This window comes from Paucibacter sp. Y2R2-4, assembly GCF_025717535.1.
GTDB lineage: Bacteria > Pseudomonadota > Gammaproteobacteria > Burkholderiales > Burkholderiaceae_C > Paucibacter_A.
In genome coordinates this window covers 492339-514312 of the sequence record NZ_JAJIRO010000001.1, presented here as the reverse complement: position 1 = coordinate 514312, position 21974 = coordinate 492339, and the positions used below count along the sequence as shown (strand labels likewise).

The window sequence follows — 21974 nt, the reverse complement described above, 5'->3', positions numbered from 1 at the left end:
CTTGAGTGCCGCGTCCAAAGGGATTGCTTCGCCCCTGCGCTCGCATTCAACTGTGAACCCAGGCAGCGTCATTGCAGCCGCCGTTTTTTTGATGACCGTGCCAGAGTTTGTTGCGGCTCAAACGGAGAGCACAGTTGTCGGCAGTGCAGCAAATGGGGCAGGCCTGAGCTCGACATCGGCATCGGGTGGGGGCGCGGGAGGCTTTGGTGCAGGGGCGGGGCTTCGAGTTCAACCGCGCATCAGCCTGACGCAAACTTGGACAGACAATCTGGCATTGCAAGATCGAGCCAAAGATCAAGCCCTGTTCTCAATCGTTGCGCCAGGAATCTCGATCAGTAATAACAGTGGGCGTCTTCGCGGCAATCTTGACTACGCTCTGAACGGCATTGTTTACGCCAAGACTGATCGGGACAGCAACGTTCAGCATTCTCTGTCGGCCAATGCCAACTTGGAATTGATTGACCGGTACTTTTTCGTTGACATGCGTGCGAGCTACAGTCAACAGCAGGCCTCTGCGTTTGGACAACAGGTATCGACCGAGAATGCAATTCGGAACCCGAATAGCACCGATGTCGCAAATTTAACAATAACGCCAAGTCTGCGCGGAAGATTGGCAGACCTCGCCCGGGTTGAAGCCAAGGTTAACGCCTCGTTCACCGATGCGAAGGAGTCAGCTATTGGCGACTCACGCTTGCTCGACCTGAGTTTGCGCGCGGACGGTATTGCCAAGGGCCCATTGTCCTGGTGGAGTTTGATAAGCGCGCAGCAATCGCACTTCAAAGCGGGCAACGACAACTTCCGTTCCTCCGCAACAGGAGGCTTGAATTACCGACTCGATGTTGATTTTTCTCTGGGTGCCAATGCCGGCTTGGAACGGAGTGACCTGAAGACGGGATCGGGTCAGTCGGGTCCTACGGCAGGTCTCAACGCCGTGTGGACTCCCACGCCTCGAACCTCGGTACAAGGGGACTACCAACACCATGACTACGGAAGCAGCCATTCTTTGAGCGTGAGTCATCGCTTTCAGCGCTCGTCGATTCGATACTCTGACAACACGTCGGTGTCTCAGGGCTTGGACAGTGGCGCGGGCGGCCAAATGACGATTTACGAGCTCTACTTTTTCCAGTTTCAGAGCTTGTACCCTGATCCGGTGATTCGCGATGCCAAAGTGCGGCAGTTCTTGCAGGAAGCAGGGATCAGCCCAAACGCGGCGGCCAATTCGGGCTTTCTGTCTTCTGCTCCTTCTTTGCAGCGTAGGCAGGAGTTGTCGCTGTCCTGGCAAGGGCTGCGTGCATCTGCGACGGCCATGTTGAATCAGAGCAAGAATGGCCGTATCGGTGGTCAAGTGCCTGGTCAAGGTGATTTGGCTCAATCGTCGACCGTCTTGCAACGAGGCGCCAGCGCCACCTTTTCATATCGTTTGACGCCAGAAAGTTCGGCCAATCTGGCGCTATCTGAGCAGCAAACGCGAGGTGATCAGGCTAGCTTGTCCACGACGCTTCGAACCATCAATCTGAGCTGGACAGGACGTTTGGGCTCAAAAGGCTCGCTCAATCTGGGCGCGCGGTATTCACACTTCGAGGGCAATTTGCCTTATCGAGAGAATGCCGTCTTTGCAACCTTGGTTCACCAGTTCTAACAAATGTACGAAGCGTTCTATGGCTTGAGCAGCAAGCCTTTTCAGCTCAGCCCGGACCCGAACTTCTACTTCGGTAGCAAGCAGCATCGGCGTGCCAAGGCCTATCTCGACTACGGCGTTCTGCGCAATGACGGCTTTATTGTCATCACCGGCGAGATCGGAGCGGGCAAGACCACCTTGTTGCGAGGATTGCTCGACAGCTTGAATCGCAGCAATGTGGTGATTGGTAACTTGGTCACCACCCAACTCGATGCCGAAGATACCTTGCGCATGGTGGGGTCGGCATTTGGCGTGCGTGTCAAAGACTTGCCCAAGTCTGAGGTCTTGATGACCTTGGAAGCCTTCTTCGTCAGCCAAACCAGTCAAGGCAAGCGCTGCCTGCTCATTGTGGATGAAGCTCAGAATCTCACTGCCCGCGCAGTTGAAGAGTTACGGATGTTGTCGAACTTCCAGTTCAGCAACCAGTCCTTGTTGCAGACTTTTTTGGTGGGGCAACCGGAGTTTCGTGGCATCTTGCAGCGACCGGAGATGGAGCAGTTCCGTCAGCGTGTGGCCGCTACCTGCCATATTGGCCCTTTGGATGAAGATGAGACTCAGCGCTATATCGAGCATCGCTTGAAGTGCGCGGGCAGCACGGGTAAGCCCACCTTCGCCGCGGATGCTTTCCCTGCCATTTTCAAGGCAAGTCAAGGGATTCCTCGACGTATCAATTCACTGTGTGATCGGCTCTTGTTGCTGGGCTTTATGGGCAGCAAGACTCATTTGGCTTTGTCAGATGTGGAAGAAGCGTTGCGCGACATAGCCCAAGAGATTGAGGTTCCGAAGGCGGTGCAAGGGGAGGGCGTGGATGCCTTGGCAGCCTTGCAGGATGGTAGTCGCTACGACCTGTCTCGTTTGAATCTTGGGGCAGATGACGTCGCAGCCCTGTCTTCTGAGTTTGAGAAACTCGGTGACGGCCAACAGGCAGATCGTTTGCAGCGTTTAGAAGCCAGTTTGCTGCGGCTGGAACGCATCAATCTTCAGACCTTGCAACTGATGCAGCGTCTTTTGAGTTCGGTCAAGCAAGACTAAAACCAATCCGAGAAGCTGGCCCCTAAAACCTTCCGGGCCTGCTTGCGTTTGATTGTGTTTGGGGTTTCTTGCTCATGTGCCTTCGCTTTCAAGCTTCAATCCGTTGTCGTACCCCAAAACTATGTTGACGCCTACTTCGCCCCCTACGCTGCGCAATGCCATGACCATCGATGTGGAAGACTACTTTCAGGTCTCGGCTTTCGCGCCCTATATCGCTCGGGGTGATTGGGATCGTCGCGAGTGCCGCGTCGAGCGCAATGTCGAGCGCATTCTGACCTTGTTGGCCGAGCATCGAACCCAGGCGACTTTTTTCACCTTGGGCTGGGTGGCCGAGCGCTACCCGCATTTGGTGAAAAAAATTGTGGCCAGTGGCCATGAATTGGCCAGTCATGGCTTTGGCCATCAGCGAGTCAGTGATCTAACGCCGGCCGCTTTTGGCGATGATATTGTGCGAACGAAAGCGCTGCTTGAGGACCTCGGCGGCCAAGAAGTACTGGGCTATCGGGCACCTAGTTTTTCGATTGGAATTGGGAATCTTTGGGCATTTGATACCCTGCTCGAGGCAGGTTATCGCTACAGTTCCAGCGTCTATCCCATCCAGCACGATCATTACGGCATGCCGGATTCGCCTCGTTTTGCTTACCCTGTGCGCGAGGGGCTGCTTGAGGTGCCCGTCACGACATTGCGCATGTTCAATAAGAACCTTCCATCGAGTGGAGGCGGCTATTTCCGATTGCTACCCTATGCCTTGTCGCGATGGATGATTCGCAAGGTCAATACGGTAGATCAGCAATCGGCGGTGTTTTACTTCCACCCCTGGGAAATTGACAGTGATCAGCCCCGCGTGGACGGCATAGATCGCAAAACGCGTTTCAGGCATTACGTCAATATTGATCGCACCCATGCTCGCATTGCTCATCTGCTGCAGGACTTTTCTTGGGGCCGTATGGATGAGATTTTCTTGGGTCGTAAGGCGGGTCCAGCTGAGGATGTGCTCAAGCATCAAGCTTCAACTCTCTCAGCCTGAGCCCGAATGACGACTACTTTCCAAATCAAGCGCCTGCAGGCGCAAGACGCTTTGTTGGCTCAGCGTTGGGATGAATTTGTCCTGGGCTGCCCACAAGCGACGTTCTTTCATCGCGCCGGCTGGCTACGCATGGTTGAGCAGGTGTTCGGTCATCAAGGCTATTTCCTCTGTGCAGAACGCCAGGGGCGTATTGAAGCTGTGCTGCCGTTGGCGCAAGTGAAGAGTGTGCTATTTGGTCATTCCTTGATCGCCTTGCCTTTCGCTGTCTATGGCGGGGTGGCTGCGAGCAATGAAGATGCGGCGCAGATCTTGGAGCAAGAGGCTCAGCGTATTGCCCAAGAACTGGGTGTCGAGCATCTGGAATTTCGCAACCTACAGCCTAGGCACCCAGACTGGCCTCAGCAAGACCTGTACGTCACCTTTCGTAAAGAAATCCTGCCCGATGAAGAGGCCAATATGTTGGCCATTCCACGCAAGGCTCGCGCGAGTGTGCGTAAGGGCATCAAGAATGGTCTGGTAGGACATATAGATGCCAATGTCGACCGTTTCTTTGAGCTGTATGCCGACAATATGCATCGACATGGCACTCCTGCTATGCCGAAGCGCTACTTTGCGGCTTTGCTGGACGAGTTTGGCGCTGATGCCGAGGTACTGACAGTCACTGATGCAACTGGGCGGCCGCTCAGCACGGTCCTGAGTTTTTACTTCCGTGACGAGGTCTTGCCTTATTACGCCGGCGATGATGAGGCGGCGCGAGACTTGGCCGGGAACGATTTCAAATACTGGGAGTTACTGCGACGTGCTTGTTCGCGCGGCCTAAAAGTTTTCGATTACGGCCGAAGCAAGCAGGGCACGGGCTCATATGCTTTCAAGAAAAACTGGGGCTTTGAGCCGACACCGCTGCGGTATGAATACTGCCTTTACAAGCGTGATGCTGTGCCTCAAAACAATCCGGCGAATGCCAAGTATCAGCTGATGATCAAGACTTGGCGTCGTTTGCCACGCGGGTTCGTCAATTGGCTTGGCCCCTATGTCGTGCGTAACTTGGGCTGACTGGCGTGGCCAATATTTTGTATTTGGTGCACCGACTGCCGTATCCGCCCAATAAGGGGGACAAGGTCCGGTCTTTCCATTTGCTCAAGCATCTTGCAGCGCGGCATCGCGTTTTTCTGGGGACCTTTGTAGACGACCCAGAGGACATGCAGTTTCTCGAGACCGTTCGGCCATTTTGCGTGGAGATGCACGCGGTCCAAATCGATCCTCGGTGGGGCAAGCTGAGTTCCCTCAGGGGGCTGATGACGGGCGAGGCCCTTAGTCTGCCTTTTTATCGGGATGCGGGCATGCGTGAATGGGTGCGCAGGATTGCGGGCGCAGAGTCTTTTGATGCGTCCGTGGTGTTTTCTTCACCGATGGCTCAATACGCCATGCTTCTTCCCGACGTGCCCATGTTGGTGGATTTTGTGGACCTCGATTCCGCAAAGTGGACGGACTACGCCCCCAATCATGTTTGGCCGATGTCGTGGCTGTATCGCCGCGAGGGGCAATTCTTGCTTGACTTCGAGCAGCAAGTTGCCGCCCGTGCGCGCGCATCCTTTTTTGTAACGGACAAGGAAGTTGACTTGTTTCTCGCAAGGTCGCCGGGGCATCAGGCGCCGGTTCAGGCGCTAGGCAATGGTGTTGATGCGGACTTCTTTGCCCCAGACGCTGCGCGACCATCGCCTTTTCCATCTGGGCAATTGCCCTTGGTTTTCACCGGCGCCATGGACTACTGGCCGAATATTGATGCCGTCAGTTGGTTTGCCACGGATGTTTTGCCAACTCTGCGCGAACGCTGGCCCGCCATTCATTTCTATATTGTTGGGCGCAGCCCCAGTGCCACAGTTGAGGCTTTGGCAAGTGATGGCGTTTCGGTGACGGGCACTGTGCCGGACGTTCGACCCTATCTTCAACACGCGGCGCTTGTTGTTGCTCCTTTGCGCTTGGCGCGCGGCATTCAGAACAAAATTCTGGAAGCGATGGCCATGGGGCGGCCAGTGATTGCGTCCCGTAGCTGTGTGCAAGCTATTGAAGCGCAAGCGGGTCAAGAGTTGATTGATGCTGAAAGCAGCGAGGACTTCGTTCGTGAAGTGAGTGCCTTGTTGACTTCGGCTGCGCGGGCCGAGGCCATGGGGGCTGCGGGGCGAGAGCGGGTCTTGGCTAGTTACAGCTGGGATGCCCATCTCGCGGGCATCGATCGCCATTTAGCTCAGCTCACTGAATCAAGCGTTTCCAGATGAGAGTGAATCTGCCAATTCCCCCCGCCTGGCGCCAAGCGCTGGCTTGCCTTGTTCTGGCTTTGCTGGCCGTGCTCTTTCTATACCGCGATACTGCAATCGCCATGGTGGAGATCTGGCATCGGTCGGAAACCTATGCGCATGCCTTTGTCGTGCCGCCCATCTCCTTGTGGTTGATCTGGCGTCAGCGAAGCCGCTTGGCGCAACTGCAGCCCAGTCCAGCTTGGGGGTTTTTGATTGCTGTTGCGGCGTGTGCTTGCATCTGGCTGCTGGGTGAATTGGTGTTCGCACATTCGATGACCCAGTTGGCCTTGGTCGGAATGTTGGTGTTTGTCGTCCCCGCCGTATTGGGTTTGGATATTTCACGCCTGATTGCCTTTCCCCTGGGCTTTTTGTTCTTTGCGGTTCCGATGGGCGACTTTATGACGCCGTACTTGATGGAGTGGACTGCCGATTTCACCGTCTCGGCGCTTCGCCTGAGTGGCATCCCCGTATATAGGGAAGGCCAGGATTTCGTCATCCCATCGGGCAACTGGTCGGTGGTGGAAGCGTGCAGTGGCATTCGGTATTTAATGGCCTCCGTGATGGTTGGCACTTTGTTCGCCTACCTCAATTTCAACGCCTTGAAGAAGCGGGTGCTGTTTGTGTTCGTGGCGTTCTTTTTGCCTATCCTGGCCAACTGGTTCCGGGCTTACTTCATCGTCATGCTGGGCCATTTTTCTGGCAACAAACTAGCTGTCGGTGCTGATCACCTGGTCTATGGTTGGGTGTTCTTCGGCATCATCATGCTTGCCATGTTTATGGTGGGTGCGCGGTGGAGCGATCCGGAGCAGCCCGTGAATGCTTACGGCCCCGTTCCAGGCCTGACATCCTCGCGTGCTTTGGCACCGCAGTGGGGTACTGTTTTAGTCGTCTTGGCCTTACTCTGTCTCCCGATCCGTGCCTTGACGTTCTTGGATAACCAAAATGGCGCCGCTGAGATTCAGTTGCGCGCTCCTGACCTGACTGCACAGGGCTGGCAGCCTGTCGCCCTGCCAGCCCACGAATGGGTGCCGAAGTATGAGAAATCAGCGGCGTCCCGCCAGCAGACTTACCGCAAGGCAGACTTGAGCGGGAATGATCGCGCTGTCACTTTGTTTGTGGCCTATTACCGGGCCCAAAGCTATCAGAGCAAGCTGATCAGCTCGGGCAATGAGCTGACCCGCTCACAAGATCAAGATTGGGCCACTGTCAGCCAAAACGTCGGTCATTTGCAACTCCACGGTATCTCTTTGCCCCTGCGGTCTGCCGAACTGCGTGGCCGTCGAGTGGTCGATGCTGGCGGCATGGGTCATCCACAAAGACTGGCCGTCAGGTATCTGTTCTGGGTAGATGGCCGCCTGACATCCAAGGACGCCACCGCCAAGCTCTACGGCGCGCTGAGTCGACTGCAGGGCCGGGGTGATGATGGTGCCGCTATTTTTGTGTCGGCTGAGCAAGACGAAATGGGCTCAGCCGACGTGCTGGTGGAGGAATTTTTACGCGATAACTGGGGCAAGTTGACTCAGATGTTGCAGCTCGCCCGTGACTCAGCACATAACGAGGCCCTTGCTCGGTGAGAATCACGCCTTTTGAATCATTGCGTCGCTTTGCATCAATCGACTGACCTCATGTCGCACGACACTCGCCCTCTGGTGCTTCACGTGGTGTACCGCTTTGACACGGGCGGGCTGGAGAATGGCGTCGTCAATTTGATCAACCACATGCCGACGCATGCCTACCGGCATGCCGTGTTGGCGCTGACGGAGGTGACCAGCTTCCGTTACCGCATCCAGCATGAGGATGTGGAGTGCATTGCATTGGAGAAGCCGCCTGGTCATGGTTTGTGGCTTTATCCTAAGCTTTTCAAGCTGTTCAAACAGCTTCGACCGGCCGTTGTCCACACACGTAATTTGGCAGCTTTAGAGGTGCAGCTGCCGGCTTGGGCAGCCGGTGTGCCGGTCCGAATTCACGGCGAGCATGGGCGTGACGTGGGTGATCTGGATGGCAGCAATCTCAAGCTTCAGCGTGTCAGGCGCCTGTATCGTCCCTTTGTTCATCACTACGTGGCCTTGTCTAAGGACTTGGCGGCCTACCTGCAAACTGCGGTTCATGTGCCTCGAGCGCGCATGACCCTGGCATGCAATGGCGTGAATACCTCCCGATTCTTTCCTGCAAGCCATTCAGCCGAGAGCTTGGACGGTTGCCCTTTCGACCCTTCGACGCATTGGTTGCTGGGAACGGTTGGGCGGATGGCACGTGTGAAGGATCAGGTGACCTTGGCCAAGGCTTTCATCCTGGCCCTGAGTCACGCCCCCGAGCTGAGGGAAACCTTGCGCTTGGTGATGGTCGGCGATGGTCCGCTGCGAGCTGAAGCCCAAGCTTTGTTGGACGAGGCGGGTCTCGCGGACCTGGCTTGGTTGCCAGGTGAGCGGGACGATGTGCCGCAAATCATGCGGGCCTTGCATTGCTACGTGTTGCCCTCACTGGCTGAGGGCATCTCTAACACCATCCTCGAGGCGATGGCGAGCGGACTGCCTGTGCTCGCGACGGACGTGGGCGGCAACGCGGAATTGGTGGATGCTCCGAAGACAGGCATCCTGGTGCCTGCCGCAGAGCCTGAGTCGATGGCACAAGCAATCATCAATTTGGCTCGCCAGCCTGGTCTGGCAAGGACAATGGGCGAAGCCGGCAAAGCGCGCGTAGACGAGCGCTTCAGTCTGCCAGCGATGATCAAGACCTATCAAGACCTTTACGATCAAGAACTGAGCTTGCGCTCGAAGCGGCTCGCGCAAACTTCGCGAGCCGCTGCAAGTACAAACCAAGGCCAACACTGACGCTATGTGCGGAATCACCGGAATATTTGATACGCGGGGTCAACGTGAGTTGCAGCGCGAAGTCCTTCAGCGCATGAATGACTCGCAGCTGCACCGCGGCCCTGATGAAGGCAGCTTGCACCTGGAGCCCGGCGTTGGCCTGGGGCATAGGCGCTTGTCCATCATTGATATTGCGACAGGTCAGCAGCCTTTGTTCAATGAAGATCATTCAGTGGTCATCGTGTTCAATGGGGAGATCTACAACTTTCAATCCTTGGTGCCAGAGCTGGAATCCTTGGGGCATGTGTTTCGCACCAAGAGTGACACCGAGGTCATCGTTCATGCCTGGGAGGCCTGGGGTGAGGATTGCGTAAAGCGCCTGCGGGGCATGTTTGCTTTTGCACTTTGGGATCGCAATCAACAAGTCTTCTTCATGGCTCGCGATCGGCTCGGCGTCAAGCCGATGTACTGGTCCTTGCTGGATGACGGCATGTTGCTGTTCGGCTCTGAGCTGAAGTCCTTGTTGACACACGGGGGCATGAAGCGTGAGATCGATCCATGTGCGGTAGAGGAGTACTTTGCGCTGGGCTATGTCGCCGAGCCTCGCTGTATCTTTAAGCAAGCACAGAAGCTGGCGCCTGGACACAGTTTGCTGATTCGTCGTGGCCAAGCTGTGCCGCAGCCTAAGCAGTTTTGGGATGTGCGATTCTCACTCGACAATCCAATGAGTGAGCAAGATGCTTGCGCCGAGTTGCAGCAGCGTCTGCAGGAATCGGTTCGCCTCCGCATGATTGCCGAAGTGCCATTGGGCGCATTCTTGTCCGGTGGCGTCGATTCCAGCGCGGTGGTGGCGGTCATGGCTGGCATGTCTGAGGGCCCCGTCAATACCTGTTCGATTGGATTTGATGATCCTTCTTTCAATGAGTCGGCTTTCGCTCAGACGGTCGCCGATCGTTACAAGACCAACCATCGACTCGAAATCGTCAAGAGCGATGATTTCGATTTGATCGACATGCTGGCCCGCTTGTACGATGAGCCCTACGCCGACAGCTCGGCAATTCCTACTTATCGCGTCTGTCAATTGGCGCGCAAACATGTGACCGTGGCCTTGTCAGGCGATGGCGGCGATGAGAGCTTTGGCGGCTACCGACGCTACCGCATGCATTTGATGGAAGAACGCATGCGATCCTCCCTGCCAGAAGCCGTTCGCAAACCTATTTTTGGCACTTTGGGGCGGCTCTATCCCAAAGCCGATTGGGCGCCCCGTGTTTTCCGAGCAAAGACCACCTTTGAAGGCATGGCCCGCAGTTCGGTGGAGGCCTATTTCCATTCAGTCTCGATTCTGCGTGGCCCGATGCGAGATCAGTTGTTCAGTTCGCAGTTCAAGGCGCAGTTGGCAGGCTATGGGGCACAGCAGGTGTTTGATGAACATGCCGCCAAGGCTCAGACCGATGATCCGTTGGCCCTGATCCAGTATCTGGATCTCAAGACCTACCTTGTGGGCGACATCAACACCAAGGTTGATCGCGCCAGCATGGCGCATTCGCTCGAAGTGCGTGAGCCTTTGATGGATCATGAACTGGTGGAGTGGTTGGCCACGCTGCCTTCAAATCTCAAGGTCAAGGGGCAAGAAGGGAAGTACCTGCTGAAGAAGGCGATGGAGCCTATGCTCTCTGACGATATTTTGTATCGACCCAAGATGGGCTTTTCGGTGCCCTTGGCGCGCTGGTTCCGCGGACCGCTCAAGCAGCGGGTGCGAGACGCCATTCTGGGCGAAAGGCTGGCTTCGACCGGTTGGTTCAATCCTACTTATTTGCGGCACCTGGTCGATGCACATCAGAGCGGCGCCAGCGATTACAGCGCGCCGATTTGGACGCTGTTGATGTTTGAGGCATTTTTGCGCCAGGTGGTGGATGCTGGCGACAGTTCGGTGTCCTTGTTGGCTCCTCAAACGACAGCGGCGGCGATGGAACAGGCGGTGGCTCCATGAGTGTGCGTGTTCTCCATGTGCTGGATCATTCCATCCCTTTGCACAGCGGCTACACCTTCCGAACCTTGTCCTTGTTGCGAGAGCAGCGCAAATTGGGGTGGGATACTCATCATTTGACCAGCCCCAAGCATGGCGAAGGTTTGGCGCAGAAGGACAAGACCGACGTTTTGGAAGAAACGGTCGATGGTTGGCATTTCTATCGCACACCGGTCCAGGCAGGCAAGAAAACGCTGCCCGGCCTCGGAGAGGTGCGTTTAATGCAGCAACTTGAGGCTCGCTTGCAAACAGTGGCTGAACAACTGCGGCCGCAGATCATCCATGTTCATTCCCCGGTGTTGAATGCCTTGCCCGCACTGAAAGTGGGCCGACGACTGGGTATCCCTGTGGTCTATGAAATTCGTGCCTTTTGGGAAGACGCCGCGGTTGACCATGGCACGACCAGCGAAGGCAGTCTGCGTTACCGCATGACACGCGCCATGGAGACCCATGCACTCAAGCGCGTCGATCATGTTTTCACCATTTGCGAGGGCTTGCGCAAAGACATCGTCGCGCGCGGCATTGCGGCCGACAAGGTGACAGTGATTCCCAACGCCGTGGATATCGATTCCTTTGAACCCGGCGGTCAAGCCGACCTTGCTTTGAAAGAGCGCCTGGGGCTGAGCGACTGTACCGTCCTGGGGTTCATTGGTTCTTTCTATGCATACGAGGGGCTGGATCTATTGTTAGAGGCCTTGCCGCAAATCTTGCAACAAAGGCCTGATGTGCGCGTCCTACTGGTCGGCGGAGGACCTCAAGACGAGGCCCTGAAAGCACAAGCGGTTCGCTTGGGGGTGCAGGACAAAGTGATCTTCACGGGGCGAGTGCCACACGCTGAAGTCAAACGTTATTACGATTTGGTCGACCTGCTCGTCTACCCCCGGCATTCCATGCGTTTGACCGAGTTGGTGACACCGCTCAAGCCCCTGGAGGCCATGGCGCAAGGTCGTATCTTGGTGGCTTCAGATGTTGGTGGGCATCATGAGTTGATTCGCGACGGACACACGGGCTATTTGTTCAAGTCAGATTCGGTGGATTCTTTGGTGCAGGTCTTGTCGCGCGTGCTGAGCGAGAGGCAGCATTGGCCAAGCATTCGATCTCAAGGACGACGGTTTGTGGAGACCGAGCGCAACTGGGCTGCCAGTGTTGCGAACTATGTCCAGCCCTACGGTCGGCTGCTGGTTGGGCGGTGATGGCGCTCGAATCCAGCGGTGCGCCGCAAGACCGCCCGGCGCTGGTGGTTCTGAGCAGCTTGTTTCCTAGCGCAACTCAGCCTGGCGCCGGTCTCTTCGTGCGTGAACGGATGTTTCGGGTCGCAAAAATCTTGCCCTTGAGCGTCGTCTCACCGCGGGCATGGTTTCCGGGGCAGAGCCTGTTGTCGCGCTTGGGGTTCGGTAGCCGTGTCAGTACCGCCGCGATCGAGCAGCAGCAACAAACGGTTTGGCTTCCCAAATTTTTGTCGGTGCCCAAGTTGTTTCGACGCATGGATGCCTGGATGATGGCCTTGGCAGCTTTGCCGCGCTTGAGGGCGCTTAGGCGCGCGGGTCGCTTGGACGTGCTCGATGCGCATTTCGGTTATCCCGATGGTGCTGCCGCGGTGCGTTTGGGACGGTGGCTGAAGGTTCCGGTCTGCATCACGATGCGTGGCACTGAATTGCGTCATTCTCAAGACCCTGCCTTGGGGCCGCAACTGCGAAAGGCATTGTGTCAAGCGCAGCAGGTGTTCTCGGTTTCGGAGTCATTGCGGCAACTGGCGCTGAGCCTGGGCGCGTCGCCTGAAAAGGTCAAGGTGGTGGGCAACGGAGTTGACCTGCAGCGCTTCCAAATGCTGGATAAGGTGCAGCAGCGAGTCCGCCTTGGTTTGCTTGCTGACGCCCCGGTGTTGATTACCGTTGGGGGGCTGGTCGAACGCAAAGGCTTTCACCGGGTCATCGACTGTCTTCCTAGTTTGTTGAAGCAGTTTCCTGCTCTGATCTATCTGGTGGTGGGAGGGCCCAGTCCGGAAGGCGATTGGACGGAGAAACTGAAGTCTCAAGTTCAGTCCTTGGGCCTTGAGGCGCATGTCAGGTTTTTGGGGCCGGTCAAGCCAGATGACTTGGCGGGACTGTTGAGCGCCGCCGATTTGTTTGTGCTTTCCACCCGCAACGAGGGCTGGGCCAATGTGTTTCTGGAAGCCATGGCTTGTGGCTTGCCTGTGGTGACGACCGACGTGGGGGGCAATGCTGAGGTTGTCAATCATTCGTCGCTCGGTGAGGTACTGCCTTTTGGTGACCATGACCGGCTTTGCTCCGCCATTGAACAGGGCTTGCGGCGCGATTGGGACAGGCAGGCCATCCGGACCTATGCGCAAGATAACACCTGGGATCGGCGGGTCGAAGTGCTGGTCGAGGAATTCCGGCGCATTCATCGGCAAGCGAGTGCTGCGGCCAAGGCGGCGCCGCGATGAAAGCTGCCGCCGTGCCTCAGCCTGCTCAAAGCGCTCAACGAAACACTGCATATCCATGAGTTCGCTCTACACCTCTGTCGTATCGGCGTTGGCATTCCCCTTGCATGAAAGACTCAAGGGGCATGACAGTGTTCAGATTCGTCGGCAACTGGAACAGAGCCAGTGGCTGAAGCCGCAAGCCTTGGCTGAATTCCAACTGCAGCGCCTCAATGCTTTGATGCGCGATGCCCGGCAGCATGTGCCTTTTTATCGCCAGCTATTGGCGGAGTCCGGGATCCCCGAGAAAGGCATGAGCTCCCTGGAGGATTTGCAGAAATTGCCCTTCCTGACCAAGTCGGTAATTCGGGCCAATACAGAAGCCATGAAGAGCAGCCAAGCGCGTGGTTTGGCGCGCTTCAATACCGGTGGCTCATCGGGCGAGCCCCTGATCTTTTTCATTGGCAAAGAGCGAGTCAGTCATGACGTGGCCGCCAAATGGAGAGCGACCCGTTGGTGGGGTGTAGATATCGGTGACCCAGAGATGGTGGTCTGGGGCTCGCCGATTGAGTTGGGCAAACAAGATCGGATCAAAGCCATACGCGATCGCGTGCTACGAACCGAGTTGCTTCCCGCGTTTGAAATGTCCAGTGCCAAGCTGGACGGGTTTATCGATGCGATTCGCCGTCGCCGGCCTCGCATGCTGTTTGGCTATCCTTCAGCTCTTTCTCACATCGCTCGACATGCCCTAGACCGCGGTGTACGTATGGATGATCTGGGTATCAAGGTCGCATTCGTGACCTCTGAGCGTCTTTACGACGAGCAAAGAAGCATGATTTCTACGGTGTTTGGCTGCCCGGTCGCAAACGGCTATGGTGGACGCGACGCTGGTTTTATTGCTCATGAGTGCCCTTCGGGCGGGATGCACATCACAGCAGAAGATGTGATTGTTGAGTTGATCGATGGCCAAGGACTTCCGGTGCCACTGGGGCAGGCCGGCGAAATCGTGGTGACGCATTTGGCCACTTCTGACTTCCCCTTCATCCGCTACAAGACCGGGGACGTGGCTGTGATGGATGACAAGCAATGTGCTTGTGGCCGCGGATTGCCAATGCTGAAAGAGATTCAAGGGCGAAGCACGGACTTTGTCATTGCAGCGGATGGCACCGTGATGCATGGACTTGCTTTGATCTACGTTCTGCGCGATTTGTCCGGGCTGCGTTCATTCAAGGTCATTCAACACAGCCGATCCCACTGCGAGGTGCAACTCTTGCCGGAGGTTGGTTTTGATACTTTGGTGGCGACAGAGCGCATCACCCAGCAATTCAAGTTGCGTTTAGGTGCCGAAGTTCGGATCGATGTTCGCGTCATGGATGAAATCGCCCCAGAGAAATCGGGCAAATTCCGCTACATCATTAGTCATGCGAGTTGAGCGTAGTCAAGAACTGCATATGAGGTTGCATCGAGATGCGTGACATTCTGATAGTCGGACTCGTTGTCTGGGGTTCGTTGGCGGCTTTGAAACGCCCTTGGATTGGCGTTTTGTTGTGGACATGGCTGAGCATCATGAATCCGCATCGCTACACCTATGGGTTCGCCTACAGCTTCCCTGTGGCGGCATTGGCGGCCGCGTGTACCTTGATGGGGTTGATCCATACACGTGACAAACACAATCCGATGGCCGACAACCCGGTGACCTGGTTTGTTGTCTTTTGCGGCTGGATGACGCTGACCTGGTTGTTGGGTGTTGATGTCGAAGGCGACTTTGACCAATGGAAGAAGGTGATGAAGATCAACCTGATGCTCTTGGTTGGCTTGGCGCTAATTCGAAGCAAAGTTCAAATCATGGCGTTGATGTGTGTGGTCGTGGCCTCATTGGCCATTTTGGGCATCAAAGGCGGAGTCTTTACGCTTTTACATGGCGGCAGCTATCGGGTTTGGGGACCGTCGGGCTCCTTCATCGAAGACAACAACGAGTTTGCTTTGTCCCTCGTCATGACCATTCCCTTGATGCGCTACCTTCAGCTGCAAGCCCACTCGGCTTGGTTGAAACGCAGCCTGTTTGTCGGTATGGGCTTGGTGGCGATCTCAGCATTGGGCAGCCATTCGCGCGGGGCCTTGCTGGCTCTGGCGTCCATGGCTTTGTTTCTTTGGATGGGGAGCAAGAACAAAGCGTCGATGGGCCTGCTGCTGCTGGTGGTCGGCTCATTGATGATCGGCTTCATGCCTGACGAGTGGAGTCAACGCATGGACACGATCAAAACCTATGAGCAGGACGGCTCCGCCTTAGGCCGAATCAACGCCTGGTGGCATGCCTGGAATATCGCGATCCATCGACCTTTTGGTGTGGGCTTCAACCCCATTCGACCCGATCTAGCCTTGGCTTATGCGCCTGATCCTTCGGACCTGCGGGCGGCGCACAGCATCTATTTCCAAGTGCTTGGTAATCATGGCTTTGTGGGCCTATTTATCTTTTTGGGCATTGGGATCTCCACCTGGCGCAGTGCTTCTTGGATCAAAAAGCAGACGCGCAACATTCCAGAGTGCAAATGGTGCTTTGATTTGGCTGTGATGTCGCAGGTCTCCCTTGTGGCCTATGCGGTGGGTGGGGCCTTCTTGAGCTTGGCCTATTTTGATTTGCCGTATGAGGTGATGGCTTTGGTGGTTTTGACGCGTGTCTGGGTGCAGAAGCAGACCTGGAATCAAGAATCTTCCACTTATCCGAGGTGGCTAGGGGCTTTCAACCCCAAGACACCGCCTCCATCATCGGTCGGGGCTTGAAATGATTCGAATCCTGTTGTCGGCCTTGTTCCCGGGTGGTAAAGCTGCCAAGTTGCCCACACTGATCTTTCACCGGGTCTTGGCGAAGCCCGATGAATTGTTCCCTGACGAAGTGGATGTCGTGCGCTTTAAACAGATCTGCGTGTGGCTCAAGCGCTGGTTCCATGTGTTGCCGCTTGATCAGGCGGTTGAACTATTGGAAGCCGGGCGTTTGCCGGCTCGGGCGGTGTGCATCACTTTTGATGATGGGTATGCGGACAACCATGATTTGGCGATGCCGATTTTGCGAGCCCTCGGCTTGCCTGCTACTTTTTTCATCGCGACAGCTTATTTGAACGGCGGGCGGATGTGGAACGACTCCGTCATCGAGTCCATCAGGCGCTGTTCCGCTCCCGAGTTGAATCTCGACGATCTGGTCGAGGGATTGTCATTGGGTCGTTATGTTTTGGGCAGCCCGCAGCAGCGTCGTTCAGCCATTGACCAGGTGCTGCGCCAGATCAAGTACCTTGAGCCCAGCCAGCGTCTGCTATTGACTGAAAAGCTCGCAGAACGCGCCCAAGTCAAGTTGCCGAACGATTTGATGATGAGCTCAGAGCAGGTCAAGGCCATGCATGCTGCCGGCATGCAGATCGGTGCCCACACGGCAACTCATCCGATCTTGGCCCGACTTGATGCGCAGGCGGCGCGCTTGGAGATTTTGTCGAGCAAACAGCGTTTGGAAGCGCTCTTGCAGGCACCTGTGCCTTTGTTCGCTTACCCAAATGGCCAGCCGGGCCTGGATTACACGCCAGAGACTGCCGCCGTGGTGAAGTCCTTGGGCTTTCACGCCGCGGTGTCAACGGCCTGGGGCGCCGCCGATTCAAGACAGTTCGACTTGATGCAGCTCCCTCGATTCACCCCCTGGGATCGCAGCGCTTGGCGATTCTTGTTGAGGATGTGGCGCAATGCCTTCAGGCAAAAAGTGGTGACGGTTTGAAGACTTCTGAAACTGCAGCGGTGGTCGCCGCGTCTGTCGCTTCCGAACTCGATGGCTTGGAGTTCAGCATGCGCCGTCAACAGGCGGTTCGGCTCAAGTATCGGTTGGGAGAGTGGGTGCTGGGGGCTTGGTATCCCGAGCTCTTGGTTCTGGATCCAGCACGGTTTGAGCAGCCCGGCTGGCCTGCATCTTGCGCTGCGTTGGAAGCGCAACTGAGCGGCAAGTTAGATGGCCTGTTGTGCAGAAAAGTGCCCGCTTCTTTTTGTGAGCCCGGCCTGGGACAGTACGGGGGTTTGATTCGTTATGTGTCTCATCGGGACGTGCTTCACTATGTCGCGGTGGGTGGCAGCTTTCCCGAGTATTTGAAGCAACAGTTTTCCTCCAAACCGCGTCAAAACCTGCAGCGGTCGGTGCGTCGTTTTACGGAGCGACAGGGGGGGGGCGCGCCGTGGGAGGTCTATACCGCCCCCGAGGAGATGGAGCGTTTCCTCACCGAAGCTCTGGCCATTTCAAAGCAAACCTATCAAACCCGTCTTCTTGACGCGGGGCTGCCCTCGGGTCCTGAGTTTTTGGCACAAATGCAAGCCTTGGCAGAACAGGGCTGTGCGCGGGGCTATCTTTTGCGCGACCAAGGGCGCGCCATCGCGTTTGCTTGGTGCCGCCAACAGGGCTCTCGGCTGATCTATGACACCATTGGCTATCTGCCGGAATGCGCCAGCCATTCGCCCGGAACGGTGCTCCTCTATCACCTGATCGAGGATATCTTTGCTCTCGGGCGCCATTCGATTTTGGACTTTGGCCCGGGTGAAGCGCAGTACAAATCACTGTTTGCCACGCACAGGCAAGAGTTTGTGGACCTCTACCTGTTGAAGGACACCTTCAAGCACAAGTTTTTGCTCCGCTTGCACCGGTTTGTGGCTCGCCTGAGCGATGCTCTGGGCGAGTTGTTGCAGCGTTACGGTGTCAAGAAGAAGGTCAAGGCTTGGATTCGTGCCCTCAAGGCGTGACTCCCTACAGCTTTCGCCTCGCCCGGTGTGTGACTCAGGACCAGATCGTTGGATCCGGGTCTTGGCAACAAGGGCGAAGCACCGAAGAACAGGTCGGCACTCATCCCTTAAGTGCCGACGAACAACTGTCGATGATCACGCGCCGATGAACATCCGGCTGTTCTTGCCCAAGACCTTTTGTGCCGCCTTGATCAGCAACACCGAGAACAGCAATACCAAGCCGGCATAAACGCTGAAGACGAGCAAATTGCCGGGGAGGTCGCCGCTCCCTTCGCCGGCATAGAGCCGGCCGTGCATCAGGTAGACCGTTCCCACTTTGATGAATGAGATGAAGTAAGCGTGCACGAAGAAAATACCGAAGCTCACATGGGCGATGTAGTCGAGCTTAGATCCCAACAGCTTGTGCCAGCGCAGCAAGGCCACCGTGATCAGTAGAGACATCGGTAACTTCATCAGCATCAAGTAGTGCGGCGGAATCGGCCACTCCAGGACATGGCCTGCCATACCAACTGAACTCACAATAAGTAGAGGAAGCCAGAACCGTTGGGTCAGCTTTTCACTCGTTTCTTGGAAGTGCGAGAAGGCCATACCCATCATGTAGGCCGGGAGCAAATAAATGGCTTTGTCGATGGGTCCCAGCGGGCCATCACGCCCCAAGTAGATGGACAACAACCACAGGGGCAGGATCAGCCAGTACAAAACGGGCGCCCGGCGGTCCAGCGCAATGAACAAGGGGGCAACCAGATAAAACAAGGTGATGGTTGGCACAAACCACAAGGGCGTCAGATGCTTGCCGGTAAGCAAGAACAAACCCAGCTGCTGCCAGACCGGCAAGGAGTAGAACCAGTACCACATGCCTTCACGGTGGACGAGCTGCGTGAAGATGAACAAGGCCGGCAAGGACAGCAAGAGGTACGGCGCAATCACCGTTTTCAGCTTTTGCTTCAGGTAGCTGCGAAAGTTGAAGCGCGCGCTGAGGTGCTGAAACAAATAGCCCGCAATGAAGAAGAAAAAGATCGAGGACTCATTGGCCAAAGCATCCAAGAGCCGGTAGGTGAGCGGATGGCCCGACCAGTCCAAGGACGGCAATGTATGCGCGCAGACGATGAGGATGATGGCCACCCCGCGAAACACATGGATGTGATGCTGAAAACTCTCCTTGTGCAGCATGTCAAGTTCTTTCCCAAACGGTCGTGGAGGAGGATGAGGTCTGAGCGTCGCTCAGAAGCGACGCCTTAATTGTTCGATGTATCGGCGTGTTGTGGCCAGGCGGGAAACCTGGGGGAATGCTGCCTGTACAAGGCTTGGGCTGCGGGCAGAACGGAACGGCCCCACATCAAAGCGATGAGCCTGGGCGGCTAAGAAGGCGCACAGGTTTTCGAAGCGATTGACCACCAACCTGTCCGGCAGAGAGGTTTTGGCTTTGAGCATTTCGAAGTTGTGAGAGACCACCACAAAATCGGTTTGCCCTTGCGCAAGGGCACTCTCCATGGCTTCTTTTAGTTCATCGTTGCCGGCGGCGGAGATCTGTGCGGGGCGGCGGCAGCCGAGTCCGTCTTGGTAAACACTCACGGGTACGCAATGGACTTCGCCAATGTCGAGGGTAGCGTTGCTTGTGTTGTCTCGCGGAATGTCTTGCCCGCTGTTGGCAAAGCAGTTGTTCAGGCTGGAATCCAGGTAAATGCCGTTAGCGGCTAGTGCTTTGTAGGTGTTGGCATTGGCGGCATAGCTGCCTGCGCGAAACACTTGGGCTTGACCTCCACCTGCTTGCTGCAGCAATTGCTTGCCCAGCCCGATCAGCCGCGTTTGCTCCTCCAGGTCGTATTGAAACAAGTGCTGTCGCTTGACTGCGGCGCCAGGGAAGGGGAGCGGGGTGATTTCATCGCTCCACTCCGGGTGAAGGTGCAATTGCACATCTTGACCGGCCGCCTTGATCAGGCCAACGATCTCTTCAAGGTACTTCAGGCCAAAACGAGCGGCGAACAAAGGCTCGATGAAGAAGACCGCTTGCAATTGATGCCTCTGAAGAATCTCCAGAGTCTTTGGTAAGGCATAGGCTCCGGCTTCCGAGCGGCCATAGATGTAGCGCTCAAAAGCAGCGGGGAACTTCTGATCTAGTTGCTCCCAGCCTCCGCACCAAATCTCGATATCAAAACTCAGAACAACCCGCATCACACCGCTCGCCCGTTGCCGGCGGCGTACGTTGGAGCCTTCGCTCTCAGCCATTGCTCCAGCATCATCAATATCCACACCTGCTCCCCGTAATAGCCGGGGTGCTCACGCAGGCGCACGCTCAAAAGTTGCTCGATGAATTCGGGCTTCACGATGCCTCGGCGAGCCAGCGTTCTCAAAGAGTCTTCGGCCAAGCTCTTCAACGCTGGCTTTTGCGTCATCCAGACACCGAAGGGCAGCCCGAAACCTTGTTTCTTCTTGCTTAGAATTTCATCCGGCAAAAAGCCGCGCAAGGCTTCTTTGAAGAACCAGCGCAGCTTCAGGCCGCGAAGTTTGAAGTCATCGGGCAATTTCAAAGAGAAGTCCAGCAAGGCGGTATCCAGCATCGGGAAGCCGACTTCAATGCTTGCCAATTTGGAGGTTTCACGGACCTTGGGCAAATCGCTTTCGCCGAGGGTGTAGCGCCAATCGAAAGCCAAGGTGGCATTCAGCTCACTTGCCTGGGCATTCATGTCCCAGACACTCTGTTGATGGTGGGCAGGGGCGTCTACATCGACTTGTTGGAGGAAGTCCGGGCACAGCATGTCGTGGATGCCCAGGCGAAGCAACAGGTTGTACATCTGCAAACGGCCAGGCATGGGCACCCTGGCTTGCTCGACATAGCTGTGCGCTTTTTTTAGCAAGGGCGTGCGCGCTGCAAAATCGCTCATGCACAAAGGCTCAAGCAAGCCTCGGCGAATAGGGCCGGGCACAGACTGCCACCAGGAAAACACCCGCTGTTTGGCATAGCGACTGTTACCGCCGAACAGCTCGTCGCCACCATCGCCGGCAAGCAGCTTGATCACCCCGTCTTGCTTGGCTCGCTGCGCGCAATAGTAGGCGGGCAGAGCGGATGAGTTGCCGAAGGGTTGGTCATAAAAGCAAGCCACCTTCGGAATGTTGGCGACCAGCTCATCAGGCGTGAAGTAAATCTCGTGGTGCTCAGCGTCGAAGTGCTTGGCAGCAATGCGCGCATACGCCATTTCATCGTAGCCGTCGGCTTCGAAGCCAATCGAGTAAGTGCTCGGGCGTTGTCCAGTAGCTTCACGGATCATGCCGGCCACGGTCGAACTGTCTGTGCCACCGCTGAGAAAGCATGCGGGCTTTCCTTCGCACAGTTGCGAGCTGACGGCTTGTTTCAGCAGACCCCTGAATTCGTCGCGCGCCGATGCGAATCCCAAGCCTTCTTGGGGTTGGAATTCGGGCGTCCAGTAGGGCGCAACAGTCAATTGGCCTTGATCGAACCAGACATAGTGGCCGGGAGGCACTCTCAAGACGTTCTTGAAAACTGTTCGCGGCGAAGGAATGCAATGGAAATACAGGTAGTCAAAAATGGCCTGAGGATCAATGGCCTCGGCGTCCCTGGCCAGGTCATCCGCACGCGCCGCGAAGTGAATTTGCTTGCCATCCACCCGGTAGCACAAGGACTGAATGCCAAAGCGGTCCACGGCCAGGAAGGTCTGTCCGCTCTCTGTTTGCAGCGCCACCGCAAAGTCGCCGCGTACAGCCTTGGCGGCATGTGCGGGGCCAGAGGACAACTGCGCTTTCCAAGCCTCCAATACAACCTGAGGCGAATCTGAACTGCGCTTGCTTTGGCCCGGAAACTCGGGGCGACCTGAAAAAAACATTCGCGTGATCTCGTTCATTTCGTGCTGGATTCTTGCGTAAGGCCGATGGGCATTTACGAGCAGGAGTGAGTCTATTGGG

At 56.3% G+C, this 21974-nt stretch carries 17 protein-coding genes; 14 read left to right on the top strand and 3 right to left on the bottom strand.

Annotation, left to right across the window (positions count from 1 at the left end; translation table 11 throughout):
* Position 1 precedes the first annotated feature (1 nt).
* The 14 genes from LNV06_RS02195 to LNV06_RS02130 all read left to right on the top strand — a co-directional run bounded on the left by LNV06_RS02195 (position 2) and on the right by LNV06_RS02130 (position 18056).
* Positions 2 to 1639, top strand: a complete 1638-nt coding sequence (locus tag LNV06_RS02195) for a TIGR03016 family PEP-CTERM system-associated outer membrane protein (RefSeq protein ID WP_263536600.1) — start codon at positions 2 to 4, stop codon at positions 1637 to 1639.
* Between the two features lie 3 nt (positions 1640 to 1642).
* Positions 1643 to 2710 carry an XrtA/PEP-CTERM system-associated ATPase gene (locus tag LNV06_RS02190; RefSeq protein WP_263536599.1) on the top strand — a complete coding sequence of 356 codons (1068 nt, stop codon included), beginning with the start codon at positions 1643 to 1645 and terminating at the stop codon, positions 2708 to 2710.
* A 160-nt stretch (positions 2711 to 2870) separates the two neighbouring features.
* Positions 2871 to 3737: an XrtA system polysaccharide deacetylase gene (locus LNV06_RS02185; RefSeq protein WP_318013414.1), complete on the top strand. Its 867-nt coding sequence runs from the start codon at positions 2871 to 2873 to the stop codon at positions 3735 to 3737.
* Between the two features lie 6 nt (positions 3738 to 3743).
* Complete coding sequence (locus tag LNV06_RS02180) at positions 3744 to 4790, top strand: FemAB family XrtA/PEP-CTERM system-associated protein (protein WP_263536598.1); 1047 nt, start codon at positions 3744 to 3746, stop codon at positions 4788 to 4790.
* A gap of 5 nt (positions 4791 to 4795) precedes the next feature.
* On the top strand, positions 4796 to 6013 hold the full coding sequence (locus LNV06_RS02175) for a TIGR03087 family PEP-CTERM/XrtA system glycosyltransferase (protein WP_263536597.1): 1218 nt from the start codon (positions 4796 to 4798) through the stop codon (positions 6011 to 6013).
* Positions 6010 to 7608, top strand: coding sequence for an exosortase A (xrtA, locus tag LNV06_RS02170; protein WP_263536596.1), 1599 nt, complete (start codon positions 6010 to 6012; stop codon positions 7606 to 7608). Before LNV06_RS02175 ends, xrtA begins: the two co-directional genes overlap by 4 nt.
* Positions 7609 to 7659: 51 nt before the next feature.
* Positions 7660 to 8865, top strand: coding sequence for a TIGR03088 family PEP-CTERM/XrtA system glycosyltransferase (locus tag LNV06_RS02165; RefSeq protein WP_263536595.1), 1206 nt, complete (start codon positions 7660 to 7662; stop codon positions 8863 to 8865).
* Between the two features lie 4 nt (positions 8866 to 8869).
* Positions 8870 to 10834, top strand: a complete 1965-nt coding sequence (locus tag LNV06_RS02160) for an XrtA/PEP-CTERM system amidotransferase (RefSeq protein WP_263536594.1) — start codon at positions 8870 to 8872, stop codon at positions 10832 to 10834.
* A gap of 2 nt (positions 10835 to 10836) precedes the next feature.
* The gene (locus LNV06_RS02155) at positions 10837 to 12063 is read left to right on the top strand and encodes a TIGR04063 family PEP-CTERM/XrtA system glycosyltransferase (protein WP_263537489.1); all 1227 of its coding nucleotides are present in this window, start codon (positions 10837 to 10839) and stop codon (positions 12061 to 12063) included.
* Positions 12063 to 13316, top strand: a complete 1254-nt coding sequence (locus LNV06_RS02150; protein WP_318013412.1) for a glycosyltransferase — start codon at positions 12063 to 12065, stop codon at positions 13314 to 13316. Before LNV06_RS02155 ends, LNV06_RS02150 begins: the two co-directional genes overlap by 1 nt.
* 55 nt (positions 13317 to 13371) lie before the next feature.
* The gene (locus tag LNV06_RS02145) at positions 13372 to 14724 is read left to right on the top strand and encodes a phenylacetate--CoA ligase family protein (RefSeq protein ID WP_263536593.1); all 1353 of its coding nucleotides are present in this window, start codon (positions 13372 to 13374) and stop codon (positions 14722 to 14724) included.
* Between the two features lie 35 nt (positions 14725 to 14759).
* Positions 14760 to 16073, top strand: a complete 1314-nt coding sequence (locus LNV06_RS02140) for a putative O-glycosylation ligase, exosortase A system-associated (RefSeq protein WP_263536592.1) — start codon at positions 14760 to 14762, stop codon at positions 16071 to 16073.
* A 1-nt stretch (position 16074) separates the two neighbouring features.
* Positions 16075 to 17049, top strand: a complete 975-nt coding sequence (locus LNV06_RS02135) for a polysaccharide deacetylase family protein (RefSeq protein ID WP_263536591.1) — start codon at positions 16075 to 16077, stop codon at positions 17047 to 17049.
* Positions 17046 to 18056 carry a GNAT family N-acetyltransferase gene (locus LNV06_RS02130; protein ID WP_263536590.1) on the top strand — a complete coding sequence of 337 codons (1011 nt, stop codon included), beginning with the start codon at positions 17046 to 17048 and terminating at the stop codon, positions 18054 to 18056. Before LNV06_RS02135 ends, LNV06_RS02130 begins: the two co-directional genes overlap by 4 nt.
* 135 nt (positions 18057 to 18191) lie before the next feature.
* Here the strand turns inward: LNV06_RS02130 and LNV06_RS02125 are convergent, their stop codons facing one another.
* The 3 genes from LNV06_RS02125 to LNV06_RS02115 are packed head-to-tail and all read right to left on the bottom strand — an operon-like array spanning position 18192 to position 21895.
* A complete protein-coding gene (locus LNV06_RS02125; protein WP_263536589.1) occupies positions 18192 to 19226 on the bottom strand; it encodes an acyltransferase family protein in 1035 nt (344 codons plus the stop codon).
* A gap of 51 nt (positions 19227 to 19277) precedes the next feature.
* Positions 19278 to 20306 (bottom strand): polysaccharide deacetylase family protein, encoded by a 1029-nt coding sequence (locus tag LNV06_RS02120; RefSeq protein WP_263536588.1) that lies wholly within the window; start codon positions 20304 to 20306, stop codon positions 19278 to 19280.
* The gene (locus tag LNV06_RS02115; RefSeq protein ID WP_263536587.1) at positions 20228 to 21895 is read right to left on the bottom strand and encodes an asparagine synthetase B family protein; all 1668 of its coding nucleotides are present in this window, start codon (positions 21893 to 21895) and stop codon (positions 20228 to 20230) included. The genes LNV06_RS02120 and LNV06_RS02115 overlap by 79 nt, the downstream gene beginning before the upstream one ends.
* Positions 21896 to 21974: the final 79 nt, after the last annotated feature.